Annotated in this window: 19 protein-coding genes and 1 tRNA gene; 9 read left to right on the top strand and 11 right to left on the bottom strand. The window is 31.0% G+C overall.

Translation table 11 applies throughout. From position 1 onward, the window contains the following. Window positions 1-61 precede the first annotated feature (61 nt). Together CCUN_RS03320 and ccoS are read left to right on the top strand one after the other, a co-directional pair. Window positions 62-2,419, top strand: coding sequence for a heavy metal translocating P-type ATPase (locus CCUN_RS03320; protein ID WP_088245184.1), 2,358 nt, complete (start codon window positions 62-64; stop codon window positions 2,417-2,419). Beyond that, window positions 2,416-2,625 carry a cbb3-type cytochrome oxidase assembly protein CcoS gene (gene ccoS, locus CCUN_RS03315; protein WP_027306262.1) on the top strand — a complete coding sequence of 70 codons (210 nt, stop codon included), beginning with the start codon at window positions 2,416-2,418 and terminating at the stop codon, window positions 2,623-2,625. The genes CCUN_RS03320 and ccoS overlap by 4 nt, the downstream gene beginning before the upstream one ends. 144 nt (window positions 2,626-2,769) lie before the next feature. On the opposite strand, the gene CCUN_RS03310 is transcribed toward ccoS, so the two are convergent. Beyond that, window positions 2,770-3,069 (bottom strand): c-type cytochrome, encoded by a 300-nt coding sequence (locus CCUN_RS03310; protein WP_027306263.1) that lies wholly within the window; start codon window positions 3,067-3,069, stop codon window positions 2,770-2,772. 121 nt (window positions 3,070-3,190) lie between these two features. On the opposite strand from CCUN_RS03310, the gene CCUN_RS03305 reads away from it, so the two are divergent. The 6 genes from CCUN_RS03305 (at window position 3,191) to CCUN_RS03275 (ending at window position 12,686) form a co-directional block, all read left to right on the top strand. Next, window positions 3,191-3,712: a D-glycero-alpha-D-manno-heptose-1,7-bisphosphate 7-phosphatase gene (locus tag CCUN_RS03305; protein WP_035175982.1), complete on the top strand. Its 522-nt coding sequence runs from the start codon at window positions 3,191-3,193 to the stop codon at window positions 3,710-3,712. Next, entirely contained in the window at window positions 3,709-4,668 is a 960-nt protein-coding gene (gene rfaD, locus CCUN_RS03300) for an ADP-glyceromanno-heptose 6-epimerase (protein ID WP_027306265.1), read from the top strand. Before CCUN_RS03305 ends, rfaD begins: the two co-directional genes overlap by 4 nt. Before the next feature lie 23 nt (window positions 4,669-4,691). Beyond that, complete coding sequence (gene rfaE1 / locus CCUN_RS03295; protein ID WP_027306266.1) at window positions 4,692-6,092, top strand: D-glycero-beta-D-manno-heptose-7-phosphate kinase; 1,401 nt, start codon at window positions 4,692-4,694, stop codon at window positions 6,090-6,092. Beyond that, the gene (gene gmhA, locus CCUN_RS03290) at window positions 6,076-6,636 is read left to right on the top strand and encodes a D-sedoheptulose 7-phosphate isomerase (RefSeq protein WP_027306267.1); all 561 of its coding nucleotides are present in this window, start codon (window positions 6,076-6,078) and stop codon (window positions 6,634-6,636) included. Before rfaE1 ends, gmhA begins: the two co-directional genes overlap by 17 nt. A 623-nt stretch (window positions 6,637-7,259) precedes the next feature. Next, window positions 7,260-8,597 carry a major outer membrane protein gene (locus CCUN_RS03280; RefSeq protein ID WP_027306269.1) on the top strand — a complete coding sequence of 446 codons (1,338 nt, stop codon included), beginning with the start codon at window positions 7,260-7,262 and terminating at the stop codon, window positions 8,595-8,597. A 3,027-nt stretch (window positions 8,598-11,624) separates the two neighbouring features. After that, a complete protein-coding gene (locus CCUN_RS03275; protein WP_085296634.1) occupies window positions 11,625-12,686 on the top strand; it encodes an FkbM family methyltransferase in 1,062 nt (353 codons plus the stop codon). A gap of 181 nt (window positions 12,687-12,867) precedes the next feature. Here CCUN_RS03275 and CCUN_RS03270 read toward each other — a convergent pair whose 3' ends face one another. Next, window positions 12,868-13,764, bottom strand: a complete 897-nt coding sequence (locus tag CCUN_RS03270; protein WP_027306270.1) for an AEC family transporter — start codon at window positions 13,762-13,764, stop codon at window positions 12,868-12,870. Window positions 13,765-14,180: 416 nt separating this feature from the next. On the opposite strand from CCUN_RS03270, the gene CCUN_RS03265 reads away from it, so the two are divergent. Beyond that, on the top strand, window positions 14,181-15,419 hold the full coding sequence (locus CCUN_RS03265; RefSeq protein ID WP_027306271.1) for an ammonium transporter: 1,239 nt from the start codon (window positions 14,181-14,183) through the stop codon (window positions 15,417-15,419). 150 nt (window positions 15,420-15,569) lie between these two features. On the opposite strand, the gene CCUN_RS03260 is transcribed toward CCUN_RS03265, so the two are convergent. The 9 genes from CCUN_RS03260 to rpsL all read right to left on the bottom strand — a co-directional run bounded on the left by CCUN_RS03260 (window position 15,570) and on the right by rpsL (window position 22,045). Continuing rightward, window positions 15,570-16,619 carry a glycosyltransferase family protein gene (locus tag CCUN_RS03260; RefSeq protein WP_027306272.1) on the bottom strand — a complete coding sequence of 350 codons (1,050 nt, stop codon included), beginning with the start codon at window positions 16,617-16,619 and terminating at the stop codon, window positions 15,570-15,572. Beyond that, entirely contained in the window at window positions 16,616-17,632 is a 1,017-nt protein-coding gene (locus CCUN_RS03255) for an NAD-dependent epimerase/dehydratase family protein (protein ID WP_027306273.1), read from the bottom strand. The genes CCUN_RS03260 and CCUN_RS03255 overlap by 4 nt, the downstream gene beginning before the upstream one ends. Beyond that, complete coding sequence (locus CCUN_RS03250; protein ID WP_027306274.1) at window positions 17,629-18,276, bottom strand: phosphotransferase; 648 nt, start codon at window positions 18,274-18,276, stop codon at window positions 17,629-17,631. Before CCUN_RS03250 ends, CCUN_RS03255 begins: the two co-directional genes overlap by 4 nt. Before the next feature lie 43 nt (window positions 18,277-18,319). Next, complete coding sequence (locus CCUN_RS03245; RefSeq protein WP_027306275.1) at window positions 18,320-18,538, bottom strand: hypothetical protein; 219 nt, start codon at window positions 18,536-18,538, stop codon at window positions 18,320-18,322. Between the two features lie 28 nt (window positions 18,539-18,566). Further along, window positions 18,567-18,643 (bottom strand) — tRNA-Arg (locus CCUN_RS03240). 29 nt (window positions 18,644-18,672) lie between these two features. Next, complete coding sequence (fusA, locus tag CCUN_RS03235; protein WP_027306276.1) at window positions 18,673-20,748, bottom strand: elongation factor G; 2,076 nt, start codon at window positions 20,746-20,748, stop codon at window positions 18,673-18,675. Between the two features lie 15 nt (window positions 20,749-20,763). Next, window positions 20,764-21,234 carry a 30S ribosomal protein S7 gene (rpsG, locus tag CCUN_RS03230; RefSeq protein WP_027306277.1) on the bottom strand — a complete coding sequence of 157 codons (471 nt, stop codon included), beginning with the start codon at window positions 21,232-21,234 and terminating at the stop codon, window positions 20,764-20,766. A 43-nt stretch (window positions 21,235-21,277) separates the two neighbouring features. Next, window positions 21,278-21,589, bottom strand: a complete 312-nt coding sequence (locus tag CCUN_RS03225) for a hypothetical protein (RefSeq protein WP_027306278.1) — start codon at window positions 21,587-21,589, stop codon at window positions 21,278-21,280. A 69-nt stretch (window positions 21,590-21,658) separates the two neighbouring features. Next, window positions 21,659-22,045: a 30S ribosomal protein S12 gene (gene rpsL / locus CCUN_RS03220; protein WP_027306279.1), complete on the bottom strand. Its 387-nt coding sequence runs from the start codon at window positions 22,043-22,045 to the stop codon at window positions 21,659-21,661. Window positions 22,046-22,131: the final 86 nt, after the last annotated feature.

Raw genomic sequence — 22,131 nt, 5'->3', positions numbered from 1 at the left:
AATAAAAAAATACACTTTTTGTCAAATTTGTTTATAATTATAAAAAAAATTTATTTAAAGATTGATTATGAGATGCACACATTGTAGATTAAATTTTAAAAAAGAACAAATGATAGAAGAAAAAGGCAATTTTTTTTGCTGTAAGGGTTGTCAAAGCGTTTATAGAATTTTAAACGAAAATGATTTGAGTGAATTTTATGAAAAATTAGGAAATGTCAGTTTAAATCCCGTAAATTTAAATCAAGAGAGCAGAAATTACGATGAATTTATACATAAAAACAAAGAGGGTTTGAGTGAAATTTATCTTATGATACATGGCATAGAATGTGCAGCTTGTATTTGGCTGAATGAAAAAATTCTTATCAAACAAAAAGGCATTTTAGAGCTTGATATTAATCATCTTACACACAAAGCAAGAATAGTCTTTGATGAAAATTCCATCACCCTTAAGCAAATTTTAACCTTAATACAAAGCATAGGTTATAAAGCAAGTGCTTATGATCCCACTAAAGCACAAAAAAAAGCAGATATGACAAAAAGAGAATTTTACTCTAAGCTTGTCGTTGCAATCGCTTGTGTGATGAATATTATGTGGGTGGCAGTAGCAAAATACGCAGGATTTTTTAGCGGTATGCAAAGCGATATTAAGGATATTTTAAATTTTGCTGAATTTATACTTTGCTCTCCTGTGCTTTTTTATACGGGTTCGAGTTTTTATAAGAGTGCATTTTTAGCGGCAAAACATAAGAGTCTTAACATGGACACTTTAGTCATTAGCGGTGCAACTTTGGCTTTTTTGTATTCGATTTGGGCTATGTTTTCAAGGCTCGGTGAGGTTTATTTTGATTCTGTGGCGATGATTATTTGTTTTGTTTTCATCGGCAAATATCTTGAAGTTTTTAGCAAAAAAAGGGCTTTGGATACCATAGATGGTTTAAATGATTTTTTGCAAAACGAAATTTTAGTTTATGATGGAGAAAAATTTTCACCTAAAGAAGTGCAAAAGGTTGCAGTTGGGGACTTGATTTTGCTTAAAAGCGGAGATAAAATTCTCATCGATGGAATTTGTGAAAAAGGTGAAGCAAGCGTGGATACTTCATCTTTAAATGGGGAAAACGAGCCAAAGCTTATCCAAAAAGGTGATGAACTCAATTCTGCTTGTATTGTGCTTGATGGTAGCGTAGAATACCTTGCTACAAAGCTTTATACAGATTCAAAACTTTCTCAAATCATCAAACTTTTAGAATTTGCCCATTCTAAAAAAGCTAAACTTGAAAGCTTAGTCAGTCAAATCAGTGCTTATTTTTCGCGGACAATCCTAAGCCTTGCCTTGCTTTGTTTTTGTTTTTGGTTTTTCTTTAAACATGCAAGTGTGGAAAGTTCTTTAATCAACGCAATTTCTGTCTTAATCATCGCTTGTCCTTGTGCCTTAGCCCTTGCAACACCGGTCAGCAATCTCATCGCCCTTTCTAGGGCTTTAAAACAAAGCATACTTTTTAAAAGCTCAAGTGTGATTGAAGATTTAAGCAAATGCGATATTGCAGTTTTTGATAAAACAGGAGTTTTAACACAATCAAAACTTAATATTAAGGAATTTTATCTCAATCCTCATTTAAACATCAATGAACTTTACAATTTTGTCAAGCTTTCAAACCACCCTTTATCTAAAAATGTGGCTTTATTTTTAGAGCAAAAAGGGGCAAAAGATGAAAATTTGGATTTTAAAGAGCTAAGCAATATCCAAGCAAGAGGCTTAAAAGCTTATTTAAATGGAATTTTATTTTTAGGGGGAAGCTCTCAATTTTTAGAGGAACATCATATTCAAAGCAAGGAATTTGAAAATTCTCATTTTATCTTTGCTAAAGGAGGTGAAATTTTGGCTTTTTTTGAATTTCAAAGCGTATTGAGAAAAGGGGCAAAAGAACTTGTAGCTTATTTAAAAGAAAAAAAAATTCGCACGATGATTTTAAGCGGGGATAATAACTCAGCCGTGCAAAAAATTGCCCATGAGCTTGGTATCAATGAATTTAAGGCTTCTTGTCTGCCTGAAGATAAAATGCAAATGATTGAAAATTTAAGTCAAAAACATAAGGTTTTATTCGTAGGAGACGGGGTTAATGACGCTTTGGCTTTAAATTATGCAGCTGTGTCAATCACACTTAAAGAAGGCAGTGATTTAGCGATTGAAAGCAGTGATATTTTGCTTTTAAAAAACGACCTTGATTCTTTACAAAAAGCCTTGAGTCTTTCTAAAAATACCTATAAAATCATCAAACAAAATTTAGCACTTTCTATAACATACAATGCTTTAACCATACCTTTAGCTTTTTTAGGGCTTATCAATCCCCTCATCGCAGCTTTATCTATGTCTTTAAGTAGTATAATGGTGATTTTAAATGCTTTAAGGATTAAAGAATGAATGCAGTCATTATGATGATGATAGGGGTTTCGGTTATTGTGTTTTTTATCATACTTAGCACCTTACTTTGGGGAATTAAAAATAAACAATTTGACGATGATTATAAATTTACAACTTTAAATGACGATGAAGAGTCCCTAAAAGACGCCATAGAGCTTGAAAATCGCAAAAAACAAGCCTTAGAAAAAAGACAAAATAAAAAATAATTAAAATCGATTGAAAAGGGCAATTCATAAAAGCAAGGAAAAAATCAAAGTCCGATAATAATCCGCAAAAATAAAATATAAAATTTAGCTTAAGAAATGATAAAATTCAAAAAGCTTAGGACTCCTTGTAAGAGTCCTAAGAGCTTATAGAGTTTCTATATAAGCTTCGATTGCTTTAAAGTCTTCTTCAGTTAAACCTTTAAGATTAACTTTCATAATCGCACCTTGACCATAAGCATTTCTTTTGCCTTCTGAATATTCTTTCATATATTGAAGTCTTTCAGCTGTAGAAATTGATTTTAAAGCCGGAACCTTACCAAGATAGACTTTATCCGCTTTTTCTCCATGGCAAACCGCACATTTTTTAAAGAGTGTCGCACCATCAGCAGCATAAGCTGACACGCCAAGACAGATTAAAGCACAGCATGCAAGTAACTTTTTCATTTTTTCTCCTTATATTTTTTGGATATATTATTATACTTTTGAAACTTTAAATCTTTTCTTAACAAAATAAAAATTTACGATTTTTTTTAATTTTAAACAAAAACAAGTTATAATGCTTCGTATGAAAAACAAGGCTTTATTTTTAGACAGAGACGGCGTGATTAATGTTGATAAAAAATATGTTTATAAAATAGAAGATTTTGAATTTTGCGAGGGAATTTTCGAGCTTTGCGATTTTTTTTCCAAAAAGGGATTTTTGATTTTTATCATCACTAATCAATCCGGAATCGCAAGAGCGTATTACACCGAAGAAGATTTTAAAATTCTAAGTGATTTTATCTTAAACGCATTTGCGGAAAAAAATATTAAAATTTCAAAAATTTATCATTGTCCGCATTTAGAACATTGTCAATGCCGCAAACCAAAGCCGGGTATGCTTTTAAAAGCTCAAAATGAATTCAATATAAACATGCAAGATTCTATTTTTATCGGGGATAATCTTAGCGACATGCAAGCAGGTTTAAGTGCCGAAGTGGGGACCTTAGCTTTGATTGATTCTAAGGTAAAAGAAAATGAAAATTTCAAAACCTTTGCAAATCTAACCGAGCTTTTAAATTTTTTAAAATCAAAGGAAAGATTATGAGGATTTTAATCACAGGAGGAGCTGGATTTATCGGCTCTCAACTCGCACTTTTTTTACAAGATAAAAATGAAATTTTAATCATCGATAAAATGCGAGGCAAAGAGAGTTTTGAAAATGGAAATTTGCAATGCTTAGGACATTTTAAAAATTTGCTTGAATTTAAAGGAGAGCTTTTTATCGGCGATATTTTAGACGAAAAGACCTTAAGAATAATGCGTGAATTTAAGCCCGAAGTCATCTTTCATCAAGCGGCTATTTCGGACACCACTGCAAACAATCAAAACCAAATTTTAAATGTGAATCTCAATTCCTTTAAGGATTTAATCAAACTAAGCATAGAGCTTAATGCCAAACTCATTTATGCAAGTTCTGCTTCAGTTTATGGAGACGCAAAAAGCCCTCAAAGCGTCGGTTTTGGTGAAAAACCTAAGAATGTTTATGCTTTTTCAAAACTGATGATGGAAAATCTTGCTACAAAATTTTACGATAAAGCCCATTTAGTAGGACTTAGATATTTTAATGTTTATGGAAAAGGCGAATTTTTTAAGGGTAAAACTTCAAGTATGATTTTACAATTTGCTCATCAAATTTTAAGTGCAAAGGCTCCGCGTTTATTTGAGGGAAGCGATAAAATTTATAGGGATTTTGTTTATATTAAAGATGTTATAAATGCAAATTTAGCAGCCCTAAACGCAAAATCCGGAGTGTATAATGTAGGAAGCGGGGTTGCAAGGACTTTTAAAGAAGTTGCAGACATCTTGCAAAAAGAATTAGGCACAAATTACAGCTATGAAATCATACCAAACCCTTATAAAAACGCTTATCAATACCACACACAAGCAAAACTAGAACAAAACTTCGCTTACACTCCGCAATTTAGTCTTGAAGAGGGCATAAAAGACTATTTAAGCGAGATAAAAAGACTATTTGAAGAAGAAAGCAAAGCCCATGTTTAAGTCATTCATTATAAGGAAAACTAATGCTTGAATTTTTAAGCAAACAGAGCCCTAAAATTCTTGTTGTAGGCGATTTTATGGTGGATAATTACATATGGTGCGATTGTTCGCGTGTGAGTCCGGAGGCTCCTGTTTTGATAGCAAAAACCCTAAAAGAAGACAAAAGACTCGGCGGTGCGGCAAATGTGTATGCAAATTTAAAGGCTTTTGGGGCTCGTGTGTTTGCACTTGGCGTTGTAGGAGAAGATGAGAGTGCAAAATTTCTCAAAGAAAATTTAACCTCAAAATTCTTGATTCAAAAAAACCGCAAAACGCCTCTTAAAAATCGCATTATCGCTCACAATCAACAAGTTTTAAGGCTCGATGATGAAGACAACGAAGACATAGAATGCGAAGAAGAGCTCATCGAGGAATTCAACCAAATTGCAAAAGATTTTGAAGCCATTATTCTAAGCGATTATGCGAAAGGAGTTTTAACCGCTAAAGTCTGCAGAGCTTTGATAAAAAAAGCCAAAGAGCTTAAAATTCCTATTTTAATCGACCCAAAAGGCAATGATTATAGCAAATATAAAGGTGCAACCCTACTCACTCCTAACAAAAAAGAAGCCTTAGAAGCCTTAAAATATGAAAATTTAGAGGGAGAAAATTTAAAATTTGGTATAGAAAAACTCAAAAAAGATTTTGATTTAACCTATGGAGTTATCACGCTTTCAGAGGGCGGTATAGCACTCTTTGATACAACATTACACATCATTGCCGCTAGGGCTTTAGAAGTGTATGATGTAACAGGTGCGGGAGATAGCGTCATAGCCATTCTAGCTTTTTGTCTGGCAAGTCAAATCCCTATCATAAAAGCTTGTGAAATCGCAAACGAAGTTGCCGCTGTGGTTGTAAGCAAAATCGGAAGTGTTAGCGTCAGTTTTGATGAGCTTAAGAATTTCAAAAAATCAAATTTTGAAAACAAAATCACAAGCAAAGAAGAATTGTTAAAAAGACTTAAGGGACAAAATAAAAAAGTGGTTTTCACAAATGGTTGCTTTGATATTTTGCATTTAGGGCATTTAAGCTATCTTGAAAAAGCAAGAAAACTCGGCGATTTACTCATCGTCGGCTTAAATTCTGATTCAAGCATTAAGCGACTCAAAGGCGACACAAGACCTATAAATTCGCAATTCGAACGTGCTTGTATGTTGGCAAGTTTGTATTTTGTGGATTATGTGGTGATTTTTGAAGAGGACACACCCTTTGAACTCATCTCCTTTTTAAAACCCGATATTTTAGTCAAAGGAAAGGATTATGAAAACAAAGAAATCATCGGAGCAAATTTGGTTGCTAAAGTCGAACTCATAGACTATAAAGAAGGATTTAGCACGAGTAAAATCATAGAAAAAATACAAGGACAAAAAAATGATACACATAATTGAAAAAGAATGGAAAGAACATAAAAAAACCCTAGAATCTGCAGAAATTCTCAAGGGACAAATCGCCAAAATGGGCGAATTCTTAAGCAACACACTGAAAAAAGGTCATAAAATCTTAATTTGCGGAAATGGAGGCAGTGCCGCAGATTCTCAACATTTTGCAGCCGAACTTAGTGGCAGATACAAAAAAGAACGCAAAGCCTTAGCAGCAATATCCCTAACAACCGATACTTCAGCACTCACAGCCTTAGGAAATGACTATGGTTTTGAATTTGTCTTTTCAAGGCAGCTTGAAGCCTTAGGACGCGAGGGAGACACACTCATAGGAATTTCAACAAGCGGAAAGAGTCCAAATGTGCTAGAGGCTTTCAAAAAAGCAAAAGAACTCAAAATTCACACCATAGGACTTAGTGGAAAAGGGGGCGGTGCGATGAATGAACTCAGCGACTTTAATCTTGTCGTGCCAAGCAATGACACAGCAAGAATCCAAGAAATGCATATTTTAATAATCCACAGCCTATGCCAAATCATAGACGAAAATTTCTAACCCCCTAAATCGGGGCTATTTTATAGGGGCTATTTTATAGGGGCTATTTTTGAACCTTATATTTAACACCCCAGAAATTTTTTCCCTCTTTAAATAGGACTTTTTTAAACAAACCCTTTGCAAGCAAACCTCGAGCGATTTTTTCATCAATATCTTTTTTTCAAAAATTCCTATAAACAAATCAATTTCAACCCTTAAATTTTTATTTTCATCATCAACACCCTTTTCCCTCACACAACCCAAACCACACACAAATACCCTTTTCTAAAATTCTTAGTAACTCATACATTTTCTAAATCCTCAACCCCGCCCAAAAAACAACCCTCCTCCGCTCAAATTTTCGCTCCCTCTCTTAAAAATTTAACCCCCCCTCATAAATTACTTATCATTTACTTTTTAATTTTATACTTCTCATTCAGAAAGCTAAAAACATTTCATTACAAAGAAGCTCCTTAATGAAGCTCGAATCAGCCCTATTTTAGGGCTTTTTTTCGGGCTTAAATCTCATCCCCATTCAAAAAATAAGCAAAATATTAAACATTTAAGAAAATATTAAGCAAAAATATGAAGTTTCTATGCTAGAATTGCACTTGTTAATTTTAATTTTAGTAAGGAGAATTCTTATGAAACTAGTTAAACTTAGTTTAGTAGCAGCTCTTGCTGCAGGTGCTTTCTCAGTGGCAAATGCTACTCCGCTTGATGAAGCGATTAAAGATGTAGATCTTAGTGGTGCTTTACGTTACCGCTATAATAACGGCAGAGTAGTAGAGCATAACAGAGATAATCTTTTCAACGGACCTGGTGGTATAGGTAACTCAAAACAAGCTCATCAATTTGTAGGAAAACTTGGTTTCCAAGCAGCGATTGCGGATAATTTCAAAGCTTTCGTAGAACTTTACTATAATGCAGGACAAGAAAGTGGCTTTGCAAGTAATGGCAGTGAAATCGGAACTGATACTAACACAGGATTTAATGTAAGACAATACTATCTAACTTACACAGCAGACGCAGTCGATACAAGTGTGCTTCTCGGTAAAATGCAAGTTGAGAGCATTTGGACTACAAATTTCTTAGGACTCGTAGGAACAGGTGCTAAAATCCTCAACACCAGCCTTGAGGGCACCATCTTAGCAGCTTACGCTTTTGATAATTTTGACGCAAATAGTAATGTTAGAGCTGGTTTTGGTGCAAATGGTGTAGAAGGTGATACTATTCTTAATAATAACAGATTTGTTAATAGTATGACTTACAACCCATACAGCAATAACCTCTATGGTGTAGCAGGTATAGGTTCTTATGATTTAGGTTTTGGACAACTCAATTCTCAATTATGGTTAGCCTATCTTACTGATACAGCTTTCCTTTATGCAATCGATCTTGGCTTTAAAACCACTTTCGCAAATGACCTTGTTTGGAAGCTCAATCTTGGTTATCTAGGAAACGCTGTAGAAAATGATTTTGAAGATATCGTTGTTGGAATGCCGGGTGCTGCTACTAATGGTAACTTCGTAGGACTTAACGGAACTTTAGAATACATGGGCTTTGACGCAAGCTTAGGGGGCTTCTACTATGGGGACAAAGACCAATTGAGCTTAACCACTTTAGAAGATAATGGTAACATAGGACACCTTCTTGCAGGACAAGAAATTTACTATACAGACGGCTCTAACCTCACAGGTGATATAGGACAAAACACCTTTGGATTCATCAAAGCAGGTTATACCTTCAACGAAGTGCTTCGCTTAGGTGTGGATCTTGTTTATGGTGGAACTAAAATCGAAAATAATGCTCTAGGTTCTGGAGCTGGAGATAAATTCGAAGTTGTGGCAAGAGTGAATTACAAATACTCTCCAAAACTTGACTTCCAAGCTTGGTATTCTTATGTAGATATTGATGCTCAAACTAAAGCTAACGACAATAGCAAAAACAGCGTAAGACTTCAAGCTCTCTATAAATTCTAAAAACACTTAGAATCAAACTCCAAAGTTTAACTTTGGAGTTTCAAACTTTTTTCTCTCTTTTGTTTTTTTCTTTTTTTGGTTTTTTTCTTTTTTAATTTTTTGTTTGTTTTGTTGTTTTATTTATTTAGTTTATTTAGTTTTCTAGTTTTTTAGTTTATTTTGTTTTTCTTTTTTCTTTTTTGGTTATTTTATTGATTTTCTTTTCTCACTTTTTTTGTTTTTTAATTTTTTAATTTTTTAATTTTTTTGCTTCTTTCTTTTTTTCATTTCTTTTGTTTTTCTTTATTTTTTTTAGTTTTTTATATCTTATATTGATTGACTTTTATCTCTATTTATATTTTTTTCTCTTTTTTTTATTTTATTTGTATTTTTCTCTTTTTTTTATTTTATTTGTATTTTTTCTCTTTTTTTATATTTTTATATTTCAAATTTCCTTGATTTTATCTTTATTTTTGTTGTTTTATTTGCTTTATTTTATTTTCTTGTTTCAAATTTTTTTATTTTTCTTTGCTGTTTTGTTGATTGTTTTTCTTGTTTCAAGTGTTTTCTTTATCATTTTTATTATTTTCTTTATTTTTGTTATTTTCATTTCAAACTTTCTTGATTTTTTCTATTTTTCACTTCAAATTTTCTTTATTTTTTGTTCTCTTACTTAATTTTTTATTAATTTTTATTCGCTTCAACCTTATTTTTTGTTTTTTTCATTTCTTTTATTGAGGATATTTTTCTCGTTTTTTTACCTTTTTTATTTATATTTTCATTTTTTCTCTTAAATTATTTTCATCTTTTTGAGTTTTTTAAACCTTTGATTTTTTTCAAATTTTCAAAATCTTTAAATTTTTCAAATTTCTTTTTGAATTTGTTAAAATTTTTGAGTTTTTTATCTTAAGGTATTTTAAATTTCTTTTTAAATTTGCTAAATTTTTAGTTTGAAAAATTGAATTTTTAAATTCTTGTTTTTTAAATTTTATTTTTGTTTTTATTTCTTTTTGAATTTCTTAAATTTCTATCTTAATGTATTTTGATTGATTGAAATCTTTCTTTTTCTCTTAATCTTTTTAGAATTTCTAATATTCCTTTAATTAATATTCCTTTAATTTAAGAACTAAGTCTCACCTTGCAAAGACTCAGCTTGAAAAATTAAAGTATTTTAAGACTAACTTAAGCAAGGTAAGACTATAATAGGTTAGGTTTTAAAGAGTGTTAATTTTTAGTTTTTTATAACTAAAATTAACACGATTAAAAGAATAATTAGAAAATAAATTTCATTCATCTTTTAACCTCCTTAAAACAAGCCAAGTCTTTAAGGATAAAGTCTTAAAACTATCAATTATACTTTTTTATGACTTAAATTTATCTTTTTAAATATTGATGTGATAGTAAGAACTAAGTCTCACCTTGCAAAGACTCAGCTTGAAAAATTAAAGTATTTTAAGACTAACTTAAGCAAGGTAAGACTATAATAAGCCCGTTAATTAAGAATGTGCTTTATTTTAGTTTTTAATAACTAAGATAAGCACGATTAAAAGAATAATTAGAAAATAAATTTCATTCATCTTTTAACCTCCTTAAAACAAGCCAAGTCTTTAAGGATAAAGTCTTAAAACTATCAATTATACTTTTTTATGACTTAAATTTATCTTTTTAAATATTGATGTGATAGTAAGAACTAAGTCTCACCTTGCAAAGACTCAGCTTGAAAAATTAAAGTATTTTAAGACTAACTTAAGCAAGGTAAGACTATAATAAGCCCGTTAATTAAGAATGTGCTTTATTTTAGTTTTTAATAACTAAGATAAGCACGATTAAAAGAATAATTAGAAAATAAATTTCATTCATCTTTTAACCTCCTTAAAACAAGCCAAGTCTTTAAGGATAAAGTCTTAAAACTATCAATTATACTTTTTTATGACTTAAATTTATCTTTTTAAATATTGATGTGATAGTAAAAGCTAAGTCTCACCTTGCAAAGACTCAGCTTGAAAAATTAAAGTATTTTAAGACTAACTTAAGCAAGGTAAGACTATAATAGGCTTAGTTTTTTTGGATTTGTCTTAATTTTAGTTTTTTACAGCTAAGATTAAGACGATGAAAAGAATTAAAATTAAAGCTAATTCCACCATCATAACCTCCTTAAAACAAGCCAAGTCTTTAAGGATAAAGTCTTAAAACTATCAATTATACTTTTTTATGACTTAAATTTATCTTTTTAAATATTGATGTGATAGTGTTTTGGATTGTTGTTGAATAAATTTTTAAATATTTTTTTTTGTTTTTATAGTTTTAATTAGAAATTGAATGAAAAATTTAATTTTTAAATTCTTGTTTTTTAAATTTTATTTTTGTTTTTATTTCTTTTTGAATTTCTTAATGTATTTTGATTGATTGAAATCTTTCTTTTTCTCTTAATCTTTTTAGAATTTCTAATATTTCTTTAATTAATATTCCTTTAATTTAAGAACTAAGTCTCACCTTGCAAAGACTCAGCTTGAAAAATTAAAGTATTTTAAGACTAACTTAAGCAAGGTAAGACTATAATAGGCTTAGTTTCAAAAAGATGTTTCTTGTTTTAGTTTTTGCAGACTAGAACAAGAACGATTAAAGCTATCATAAAGTAAATTACTTCAATCATACTAGACACCCCCTAAACTCAAAGCCAAGTCTTTAAGGATAAAGTCTTAAAACTATCAATTATACTTTTTTATGACTTAAATTTATCTTTTTAAATATTGATGTGATAGTGTTTTGGATTGTTGTTGAATAAATTTTTAAATATTTTTTTTGTTTTTATAGTTTTAATTAGAAATTGAATGAAAAATTTAATTTTTAGTTTTTATCTTAATTTATTCAATTTACTTTACTTAAATTTTTAAAGATTAAAAAATTTATCAGTTAAAGTCATTAAGATTTAAAGAATTCTAAAAATATTTTTTTAAAAAATAAAAATTAAAGTTAAAATAATGTAAAATATGCTTCAAAAATTTCTAACGAAATTTTAAAATTATCAAAAAAAAAGAAAGGACAAATATGAATCCAAATAGTGCTGTGGAAAGGGTGAAAAATCATCTTAGCTACAAATTAGGGCAAGAACTGATAAAACCTACAATGGGGGGGGGGGTATTTAGGCTTTTAAAAATTGCCAGAAATCACAAAATTCAAAAAAAGCTTAACTCAAATTTAAAATATCCCCCTTTAGAATCTTTAAAAGATTATCCCCAAAGTTTAGAACTTCAAAATCAACTCGGCTATCGTTTAGGAGAGGAATTTCTTAATGCTTGGAAATTCTGGTGGTGCGGAGGATTGCTGTATTTTTATTTAAGAATTCCAAGCATTAAAGCAGAGTCAAGAGCAAAACAAAATATTTATCCTCATCAGTCTTATTTTAAAGAACTTTTAATGCGAGTGAAGCATATTGAGGCAATTAACGATGTCTTTTGGAGCTCTAAGATTAATGATATTTCATTTCGCGGACAATTAGGACAAGATGCATTAGCTTATGTATTAAATGATTGCAAGAAACAAGGCTTTTTTGTGGATATTGGAGCACATAATGGTTTAATGGTTTCTAATTCTTATTTGTTTGAACAACTTGGCTGGAAAGGATTTTGCGTGGAGGCAAACCCAAAAACTTTCGCACAATTAAAGCAAAATCGTCAATGTGATGTGTATAATTTTGCAGTTTTTTCTAAAAATATTGGAATCACTAGAATGGCAACCTCTTGCAATAGTGGATTGGACACTTTAGAATTAAATCTTACCGCAGCTCACAAGGCAAGGGTGGAGAAAGGCGGAGAGATTACTTATGTGCAAGTGCCAACAATAACTTTCGATGAACTTATGGTAAATTATCCGCAAATTTCACATATTGATTTTATGTCTTTAGATGTGGAAGGTGGAGAATTAGAAGTGCTAAAAGGAATTGATTTTAACAAATATAGCTTTGGTTGCATTGCGATAGAGCATAATTATTTTAAAGATGCACAAAAAGAAGTCAGCGAATTGCTAAAAAGTAAAGGTTATAGAATGCTTATGTGGAATGCCTTTGATTATCTTTTCGTTAGAGATGAAAGGATTCGTTGGAATTACTAGTTAAAATTTTTATGTTTGCATTTGGTGATGATAAATTACTATCTATAAAACCTAAAAGAAAAATAAAAAATTGATAATGGGATTTTAGATTGTAAAATTCCATTATTATAGATTGATTTGTATGTATAAGTTAGGTTAATACTCTTATTAAAAGATGAATTTGTAGAAAAAAACTTAAAAATTAAATCAAAAAATTTAACAATACAGGCATATTTATAAAGGTAAAAAGTGTGCTAAAGGCTATAACACTTACGGCTAGATTAGAATCAAGTTTTGCTCTCATAACCATAACTCCAGCTAAAATCATAGTTGGCGTAGCACAAGCAATGATGCTTACAATAACATCTTGTTTAAAATCAAAATTGAAAATTTTTAAGAGTAATATAAAAAGCAAGGGTGCAAGAATCATCTTTGCTATAATCACAATCATCGTAGCTTTATAAGAAGTTTTAATCGTCTTAAAACTAAATCCAAGTCCTATGGCAAAAAGTGCTATAGCAGTGGTGCTATCGCCTAAGAGTCTAATGGGTGCAAAAATCACTTCATTAAGATGAAAAAATTTACAAAAGAATGCAAAAAGTAGAGCTAAAAAAGGCGGAAAAGTGAAAATTTTTTTAATATTTTCTTTGAAATTGACTTGATTTTTACTCGCTAAAGAAAGTATCAAGGTGCCAAATAAAGAAATCGGTAGAGTTGTCGCTAAAATATCGTAAAAAACCAACACACTAAGGGCTTGAATGTCCTCATAAATTCCAGCAACAATGGGCAAACCTATAAACAGATTATTGCTAAAACAAGAAAGCAAAAACATACTCGCTAAAGTGGCTTGAGTGAATTGAAACAAAAAGCCTAAAACCAGTGCGAAAAAGGCTGCTACAACGCAGCTTAAAAATCCCATAAAAGCAAACAAAATCAAAGAAAAATCAAAATTTAAATGATATACTTTATCAAAGATTAAACAAGGTAAAGCAAAAAATACAACAAAATTTAAAAATGTCGTTGCTTGTTTTTGTATTAAAGCTCTTAGAGGGATACTAAGCCTTGCAATCAAAGCAAAAAAATGAGCTGAAATTAAGATTTAAAATTAAGCCCTATTTAATGAATAAGCTTGAAACTTGCAAAAACTTAAATAAAAATTTTTAGGATTAAGTATAGAAAAGCTTTTTTTAAAATAAAATTTACAAACAAAAAACAAAGCAAAATTTAAAAAACAAGGGATTTAAATTTAAAAATATAAAGCTTTTTTGAAATAAAGCAAAAAAGTTTAAAAATAAAAATTTACTCAACCAAATAACAAGAGCTTCAAACAGCAAAGTAAATTTTGCAATGATGGGTTTTGTTGTGATTTGATTAAAAAAACAATTTTAAGCAAAAAAGCTTTCAAATTTACAAAGTATATATCTTTATAAAAAAATATATACCTTTATAAATTTAAATATTTTTTTAGTATATATTAATTATAATTTTTTTATATATTTATTTGGAGGATATAGAATGAATGCTGTCAATTCAAGTTTCATTATGTTGTGCTCTTTGCTGGTTTTGTTGATGACTCCTGCTTTGGCTATGTTTTATTCTGGTATGGTAAAAAGTAAAAATACCTTAAATACCATTATGAATTGCTTCATTGTTTTTGGAGTTATAACTCTTCAATGGGTTTTCATCGGCTTCACTCTTGCCTTTGGTCAAGATTTGGGTTTTGGAATTGTGGGAGATTTGGGAAATTTTGCCTTAAAAGATGTAAGTGCCTATAATGATTTAGGTGTGCCAAATATCTTATTTGCCATATTTCAAATGGCTTTTGCTTTGATTGCTGCAGCCATTATTACAGGCTCTTTGGTGGGTAGAATTAAACTTGGGGTTTTGGTGGTTTTTTTATTATTTTGGAGCACCTTAGTGTATGATATTTTAGCTCACATGATTTGGAGTAAAGACGGATTTTTACTTCAACGAGGAAGTCTTGATTTTGCAGGGGGAGGAGTGGTTCATATCAGCTCCGGAGTTGCTGGTTTAATCGGAGCTTTACTTGTAGGTTCTAGAAAAGAAAATCATGCTATCAATGACAATGCTCATTCCATTCCCTATGCCTTTTTAGGAGCAATTTTGCTTTTTATGGGATGGTTAGGATTTAATTCAGGAAGTGCTGGAGCGGTTGATGAAATCGCTGTAAATGCTTTTATTGTGAGTATTTTATCCGCTGCAAGTGGATTTTTAACTTGGGTTTTACTCGAATGGTTTATCCATAAAAAACCAACTCTTTTAGGGAGTTTGAGCGGGTTAGTAGCAGGACTTGTAGGCATTACTCCTGCGTGCGGTTTTGTGGGTATTTTTTCATCTTTATTGATAGGCTTTATCGCGTCAATTTTGTGTTATTTTGGTTTAAGTTTCATTAAATATAAGCTCAAATGGGACGACTCTTTAGATGCTTTTTCTTTACACGGTATAGGTGGAATTTGGGGAGCTTTAGCCACAGGACTTTTTGCGAGTGCAGAGGTTAATCCTAATGTAATTGCAGAAAATGCTCTGGGCGAAGGGCTTTTAATCAGTGGAAATTTGGATTTATTTAAGGAACAAATCTTTACCACCATAATTTGCATTGCATTATCAGCATTTGTTAGTTTTGTCATCTTTAAAATCATTTCTCTTTTTACGAGTTTAAGAGTTGAGGAAAAAACTGAAAAAGAAGGGCTTGATTTTGCTTTACACGGCGAAAAAGCTTACAATCATAGTTAAAAAATTAAGAGAGAATTTAAATTCTCTCTGATTAAAAATTCTATAGTTTTTTAACTCATTTAAATTTTTTCAATCAAAGAAATTTGATTGAAATTCTATATTTTTATAGGTAATTAATCAAATAATCATTTTTCACAGCCAAATTTTCATTTATAACCCTAACATAAATTTTAATTCTTTACTATCTCTTTGCAAATTGATACAATCACAACTTTTATATGGATTTGAATAGGCATAATCATTAATAACAATCCTTTTAGTATGATAAAGGTTAAAAATGATTTGATGGTATTTTATATTTTCTTTTTTTAGTTGCTTTTCGGTTAAATCTTTGACCTCAATAGTTCTTGAAGTTGTAAGTATAATTTGAACTTTTTGACTTTCATAAAGTTTATTTAAAATCTCTACATTTTCTTTTATTTTAGCAGTTTCTCCCCATTTTGGAGAAAAAAATTGACTTGAATTATAGACTAAAACTCCATCAATATCCACAAAAAGTGTTATAAAATGAGATTTATACTTATTCCAATCCTCTAAAGTTCCCCAATCTAAATAATTTTTAACTTTTGAGCCTATAAAGGTATGTCCGTCGCATATCATTTTATAAATAATATGTGAAATATAAAGCTCTTTTTCGTTTGATAAAATTTTATAGTATTTTACAAAATCTTTGGCACTTTCAAAACCATATCCCCCAACATTAAAAAATGGTGAGATAATTCTTTTTTCTACTATATTTGTAAGAATATTATTTTCATTTATACTCACATAACTTTTGTTTTTTACATTTGCTAATTCAAGTTCATTTAAATCTCCAATTGATATAAAATTACCTTTTTTCACTAGTTCTTTGAAAAAATTATCACTATCTTTGATATAAATTCCTCCATCCAAACCTATATGTTTAATCCCTTCATAAATGGTTTGCGGTTGAGAATTTGTCTGTCTTTTTAAACAGACAAATTCGAGCTTTTTATCGATATTTAAACTACGAAATTGTTTAAATAAAACCTCTTTTAAATTAAAATTTTCAAAATGTCTGTCAAGAGAAATGAGATAGATTTTTTCAAAATCTTTCAAATTCAAACCACGAATAGCTTCTGTAATCATTAAATTTCCATTTGGGTGTGTTAAAAGCCATTTTGGTTTAAGATTAGGAAATCTTGAGCTTTTTCCTGCTACTGGTAAAATTAAATTCATCTTTGTCCTCCAAATATTTTTTCTGCATATTTACAACATTCTTCTAAACCCTGTTTTATATTGTATTTTGGTTTCCAGCCTAAACTTTTAGCTATTGAATTTGAGCCTAATGCATATTTATTGACTTCGTCCTCTAAAATGCTATTTTTTAATATCATTTTTCCCTCATAAAGTGCTGGATATTTTTTCCAAAAATCTTTTGCTTCATTGTAAAGAGGTTTGATATTTGAATTTAAATATTGAGCTATAATTTCATAAATCTCTGCCACACTTACAACTTCTCCTGTGCAAACATTTAAAGTTTTATTATGAACATTATCATTACTCATAACAAGCTCACATAAAGAAATAACATCATCGATATAAACATAATCTCTTTTCTGATTTCCATCTGAATAAAGTATAGGTCGATTCCCCCCCCCCATTTGCAAAAGTTCTTTCAAAATATAACCTATCAATGGAGGATGTTTTCTTTTCATATCCTGATGAGGTCCATAAACATTAAAAAATCTTAAAATCACACTATTTAAACCATAAGTTTTAAAAAAACTATAACAAAGCATTTCGGCTTGTTTTTTTGAATTTGAATAAATAAGATAAGGATTAGTAAAATCACTCTCTTGACAAGGAAAATTTCTATTAGCTTCATAAATTGCTGAAGTGCTTGAAAAAATGACTTTTTTAACTCCATTAATCCGAGCGGCATTTAAAACATTTGCAGTTCCTGCAACATTAACATCAATAGCTTCATAAGGATCACTTTGACAATCCGGTAAAGCTGCAATTCCAGCAAAATGAAACACTATATCAACATCTTGCATATAGGAGCTAAGTTCTTTACTTCTTATATCAAGTCCTATAAACTCACCAAAAACTTCTCCATCAATGACTAAATTATCAAGCCGACCATAAGAAAAATTATCGATTAAAATCACCTCATATCCCTTTTTGCTTAGATAATAACCAAGAGAAGAGCCGATAAATCCAGCTCCACCTGTAATCAATATTTTCATTGTTCCTCCTCATTTTTAAGTTTTAAAATTTCTTTGATTAAATAAGACATTATTTTTTTATTTTTTACATAAGGCATTATTCTAAAGAGATTGATTTTTTGAAAAAATGTATAATATGATTTATAAAAATCAAATGTTTTGAAATATTGTTCCACTTTTTTATCTAAAATATCTAAGATTATATTGATTTTAGTTTTGTCATAGGAATTTTTATATAAATTTAAACTCCATTTATGCTTTGTATCCTGTCTAAGCTTAACTATATCTTGCAAAGGAGTTTCTATAAAACTATCTAAAAAATCGATTAAAACAATTTTATTTTCTAAGAAAAGCACATTAGATAAAGTTAAATCCCCATGGCATCGCCCTAAAGGTAAAATTAATATTTTTTCTAATTGAGATATGTCTTGTTCTAAATTTTCAAAAATATGATTAAGATGAAAATTATAGAATTTATTTTTAATGAGATTTTCTTTGATATTTAAATATTTTTGCTCGAAAAGTTCTCTTTTTACTTCACAAAGTTTTGATTTTTGAATATTTGTATAACAAAAATGGATTAAAAGATTAAATTTTTCTAATATAGAATCAAATCTATAACATTCAAAAAAAGTTATAAATTCTTTTGCAACGACAAAGTCCATTGCAAAGCCACAAATTTTTTCCTTAGAAATACCTTTATCTAACTCAAATCCCCCCCCCTAACCTCTCTGTATTAAAATTCTCATACAAAACTTTAGGTATAATTAAAGCTCTATGGTGTTTATATAACTCATAAAATTCTTTTTGTTTTTCACATTGTTTTTTAAGTCTTGGCAAATAATTTGGCTGCGAGCTTTTAAATATAAGTTTATCATTTATAATTTTTAAGCTACAACCGGAATGTCCTTGTATATAAAAATCCAAAATAAACACCCTTTAACACATTAAAATATGGTGTCCCCGGCGAGATTCGAACTCACGACCTCAAAATTAGGAATTTTGTGCTCTATCCTGCTGAGCTACGAGGACAGCAAAAGGCAGAAAATCTGCCTTAAAGCTTAACCATTTCTTTTTTTGATAATCTCTTCAGAAACATTTTTAGGCACTTCATCATAATGATCAAATTCCATAGAATAAGTTGCTCTTCCTTGAGTTTGACTTCTAAGATCGGTTGAATAACCAAACATTTCAGCCAAAGGACAAAAGGCTGTGATGATTTTATTTCCCCCTCTTTCGTCCATAGAATTAACCTGCCCTCTTCTCTTGTTTAAATCGCCTATAACATCGCCCATATAATCTTCTGGAGTTTCAACTTCAACTTTCATCATAGGCTCAAGTATAACAGCTCCCGCTTTTCTAGCACCTTCTTTAAAGCCCATAGAAGCAGCAAGTTTAAAAGCCATTTCCGAAGAATCCACTTCATGATAACTTCCATCATAAACAGTAACTTTAACATCTTCAACAGGATAACCTGCTAACACACCATTTTGTAAAGCTTCTTGCACACCTTTATCCACTGCTGGAATGTATTCTTTAGGGATGACACCACCTTTAATATCATTCACAAATTCATAACCACTTCCGGGTTCTAAAGGTTCAAGACGTAAAAAGACATGTCCGTATTGTCCGCGACCTCCGGATTGTTTAGCGTATTTGTATTCTTGTTCAACAGCTTTTCTAATGGTTTCACGATACGCAACTTGAGGTTGTCCAACTTCAGCTTCAACTTTAAATTCTCTTAACATTCTATCCACAATAATTTCTAAGTGAAGTTCCCCCATACCTGAAATGATAGTCTGTCCGCTTTCTTCATCTGTGCTAACCCTAAAAGATGGGTCTTCTTGAGCAAGTTTATTAAGAGCGATAGACATTTTTTCTTGATCAGCCTTAGTTTTTGGTTCAACCGCAACAGAGATAACAGGATCTGGAAAATCCATTCTCTCCAAAATCACCTTATCTTTTTCACTGGCTAAAGTATCTCCTGTTAAGGTATCCTTAAGCCCTACCACAGCACCGATTTCTCCTGCATAAAGCACTTTAATATCTTCTCTTTTATTTGAGTGCATTTTAAGAAGACGCCCGATTCTTTCTTTTTTATCTTTAGTAGAATTATAAGCATAAGAACCACTTTCTAAGCTTCCTCTATAGACACGTACAAAGGTGAGCTGTCCTACAAAAGGGTCTGTCATAATCTTAAATGCAAGTGCTGCAAATTCCCCATCATCGGTTGATTTTACAGAAACTTCTTTTCCATCTTCGTATTCACCTTTGATATTTGCAACTTCATCAGGAGCGGGCAAATACGCTACCACTGCATCAAGTAAAGGCTGAACTCCTTTGTTCTTAAAAGCTGTCCCACAGAGCATAGGCACCATAGAAAGATTCAAACAACCTGCTTTAATTCCCGTTTTAATCTCTTCAACGCTAAGCTCCTCTCCTCCCAAATATTTTTCCATAAGCTCATCAGAAGTTTCAGAAACTGCTTCTATCATTTTTGTGCGGTATTCTTCAGCTTTTTCTTTGAGTTCAGCGGGAATTTCTTTTTCCACATAATCAGTCGGTTTTGTATCATCCTCCCAAACCAAAGCTTTCATTGTAACTAAATCAATCACACCTTTAAAATTATCCTCCGCACCGATAGGAATTTGAATTGGAACGGCATTAGCCTTTAAGCGATTACGAATTTGTTCTTCAACGCTATAAAAATTTGCTCCCACTCTGTCCATTTTATTGACAAAAACTATTCTTGGAACACCATATTTATTTGCTTGTCTCCAAACGGTCTCGGATTGAGGTTGCACCCCACCCACAGAACAAAATACTGCCACCGCTCCATCCAAAACACGCATAGATCTTTCAACTTCAATCGTAAAATCAACGTGTCCGGGAGTGTCTATAAGATTGATTTGATGATTTTTCCAAAAACAAGTGGTTGCAGCGGAAGTGATAGTGATTCCTCTTTCTTTTTCTTGTTCCATCCAGTCCATAGTTGCTGCACCATCATGGACTTCACCAATCTTATGACTCATTCCTGTAAAAAATAAAATTCTTTCACTCGTTGTTGTTTTTCCTGCATCAATATGAGCAGCAATACCGATATTTCTAACCCTTTTCAAAGGAGTCGTTCTTGACATTTTTTTCTCCTTATTTTACCAGCGATAATGTGCAAAAGCTTTATTTGCTTCAGCCATTTTATAAGTGTCTTCTTTCTTTTTAAAAGACGCACCTTTGGAATTTGCAGCATCTAAAAGTTCTGCAGCAAGTTTTTCTATCATCGTCCTTTCACTTCTTTTTCTTGCAAAAGAAATAATCCATCGAATCGCTAAAGCCTGCTGTCTTATAGGACGTACTTCAACAGGCACTTGATAGGTTGCTCCGCCGACGCGACGCGATTTAACCTCTAAAATAGGCTTAACATTTTCAATAGCCTCATTGAAAATATCTATACCTTTCTTTTCACCACCTTTTTTATCAATAGTTTCTAAAGCTCCATACATAATCTTTGTTGCGGTGCTTTTTTTGCCATCATACATTAAAGAATTGATAAATTTTGTAATGATTTTATTACCATAAATTGGATCAGGTAAAACCTCTCTTACTAAAGCTCTTCTTCTTCTCATTTTTATTCCTTATTTTAATTTTGTCATCTTAGTTTTGTTGATTTTATCGTTCCGGTGGTCTAGGGGGTTCTGGTGGTCTATGTCTAGGTGGTCTTGGTGGTTCTAGTGGTCTAGGTTCTAAAGATATAGATACATTACCATTTTCATCAATAAAATAAATGCGTTGAAGATATAAATCTTTTCCCTCTGTTACAATGTGCCACATATTGCCCGTTTGCGTATCTAATAAATATTGTTCAGTTGAAGATGGATTCACTTGCCCAAACACAAATCTACCCCTTTCGCTTCTTAAAGAATGCTCTATAGAAAAAGCGAAACTGACGATAAAAAATACTAAAAACACAATTTTCTTCATTTTTTTCCTTCAAATTTAAAATTTTACTCAAGCTCAATCAAAACAATGGATTTGCCTGTATCAAAAAACTTATTTTGTCGCACCTGCTTTAGGTTTTTTAGCTCCATATTTAGAACGAGAAACCGTTCTTTTTGCAACTCCTGCAGTATCAAGAGCACCGCGTACAATATGATATTTCACGCCCGGTAAATCCTTAACTCTACCTCCGCGTACTAAAACAATGCTGTGTTCTTGAAGGTTATGACCTTCACCTCCAATATAGCTAATGACTTCAAAACCACTTGTAAGTCTTACTTTAGCAACTTTTCTCAAAGCGGAATTTGGTTTTTTAGGTGTTGTTGTATAAACCCTCGTGCAAACTCCTCTTCTTTGCGGACAATTCTTAAGAGCTGGAGATTTAGACTTTTCTAAAACTTTTTTACGCTCTTTTCTAACCAATTGATTTATGGTTGGCACATTCATTCCTTTCTTTAAAATATAATAAAGCTTAAACTTTATCTAAATTTTGCTTATATTTTAGTTAAAATTAACAAATCAATTCA

The sequence above is a fragment of the Campylobacter cuniculorum DSM 23162 = LMG 24588 genome, assembly GCF_002104335.1.
Taxonomy (GTDB): Bacteria; Campylobacterota; Campylobacteria; order Campylobacterales; family Campylobacteraceae; genus Campylobacter_D; species Campylobacter_D cuniculorum.
Note: the sequence above shows the minus strand (reverse complement) of the source record. Positions and strands in the feature narration are given on the sequence as shown.

Excerpts from the sequence above, each read along its gene's own strand:
- ccoS (WP_027306262.1), top strand. The coding sequence starts at position 2,416 with ATGAATGCAGTCATTATGATGATGATAGGGGTTTCGGTTATTGTGTTT.
- CCUN_RS03265 (WP_027306271.1), top strand. The coding sequence starts at position 14,181 with ATGAATGCTGTCAATTCAAGTTTCATTATGTTGTGCTCTTTGCTGGTT.
- CCUN_RS03310 (WP_027306263.1), bottom strand. The coding sequence starts at position 3,069 with ATGAAAAAGTTACTTGCATGCTGTGCTTTAATCTGTCTTGGCGTGTCA.
- CCUN_RS03280 (WP_027306269.1), top strand. The coding sequence starts at position 7,260 with ATGAAACTAGTTAAACTTAGTTTAGTAGCAGCTCTTGCTGCAGGTGCT.
- CCUN_RS03225 (WP_027306278.1), bottom strand. The coding sequence starts at position 21,589 with ATGAAGAAAATTGTGTTTTTAGTATTTTTTATCGTCAGTTTCGCTTTT.
- rfaE1 (WP_027306266.1), top strand. The coding sequence starts at position 4,692 with ATGCTTGAATTTTTAAGCAAACAGAGCCCTAAAATTCTTGTTGTAGGC.
- CCUN_RS03255 (WP_027306273.1), bottom strand. The coding sequence starts at position 17,632 with ATGAAAATATTGATTACAGGTGGAGCTGGATTTATCGGCTCTTCTCTT.
- gmhA (WP_027306267.1), top strand. The coding sequence starts at position 6,076 with ATGATACACATAATTGAAAAAGAATGGAAAGAACATAAAAAAACCCTA.
- rfaD (WP_027306265.1), top strand. The coding sequence starts at position 3,709 with ATGAGGATTTTAATCACAGGAGGAGCTGGATTTATCGGCTCTCAACTC.
- CCUN_RS03305 (WP_035175982.1), top strand. The coding sequence starts at position 3,191 with ATGAAAAACAAGGCTTTATTTTTAGACAGAGACGGCGTGATTAATGTT.
- CCUN_RS03275 (WP_085296634.1), top strand. The coding sequence starts at position 11,625 with ATGAATCCAAATAGTGCTGTGGAAAGGGTGAAAAATCATCTTAGCTAC.
- fusA (WP_027306276.1), bottom strand. The coding sequence starts at position 20,748 with ATGTCAAGAACGACTCCTTTGAAAAGGGTTAGAAATATCGGTATTGCT.
- rpsG (WP_027306277.1), bottom strand. The coding sequence starts at position 21,234 with ATGAGAAGAAGAAGAGCTTTAGTAAGAGAGGTTTTACCTGATCCAATT.
- CCUN_RS03260 (WP_027306272.1), bottom strand. The coding sequence starts at position 16,619 with ATGAATTTAATTTTACCAGTAGCAGGAAAAAGCTCAAGATTTCCTAAT.
- CCUN_RS03250 (WP_027306274.1), bottom strand. The coding sequence starts at position 18,276 with ATGGACTTTGTCGTTGCAAAAGAATTTATAACTTTTTTTGAATGTTAT.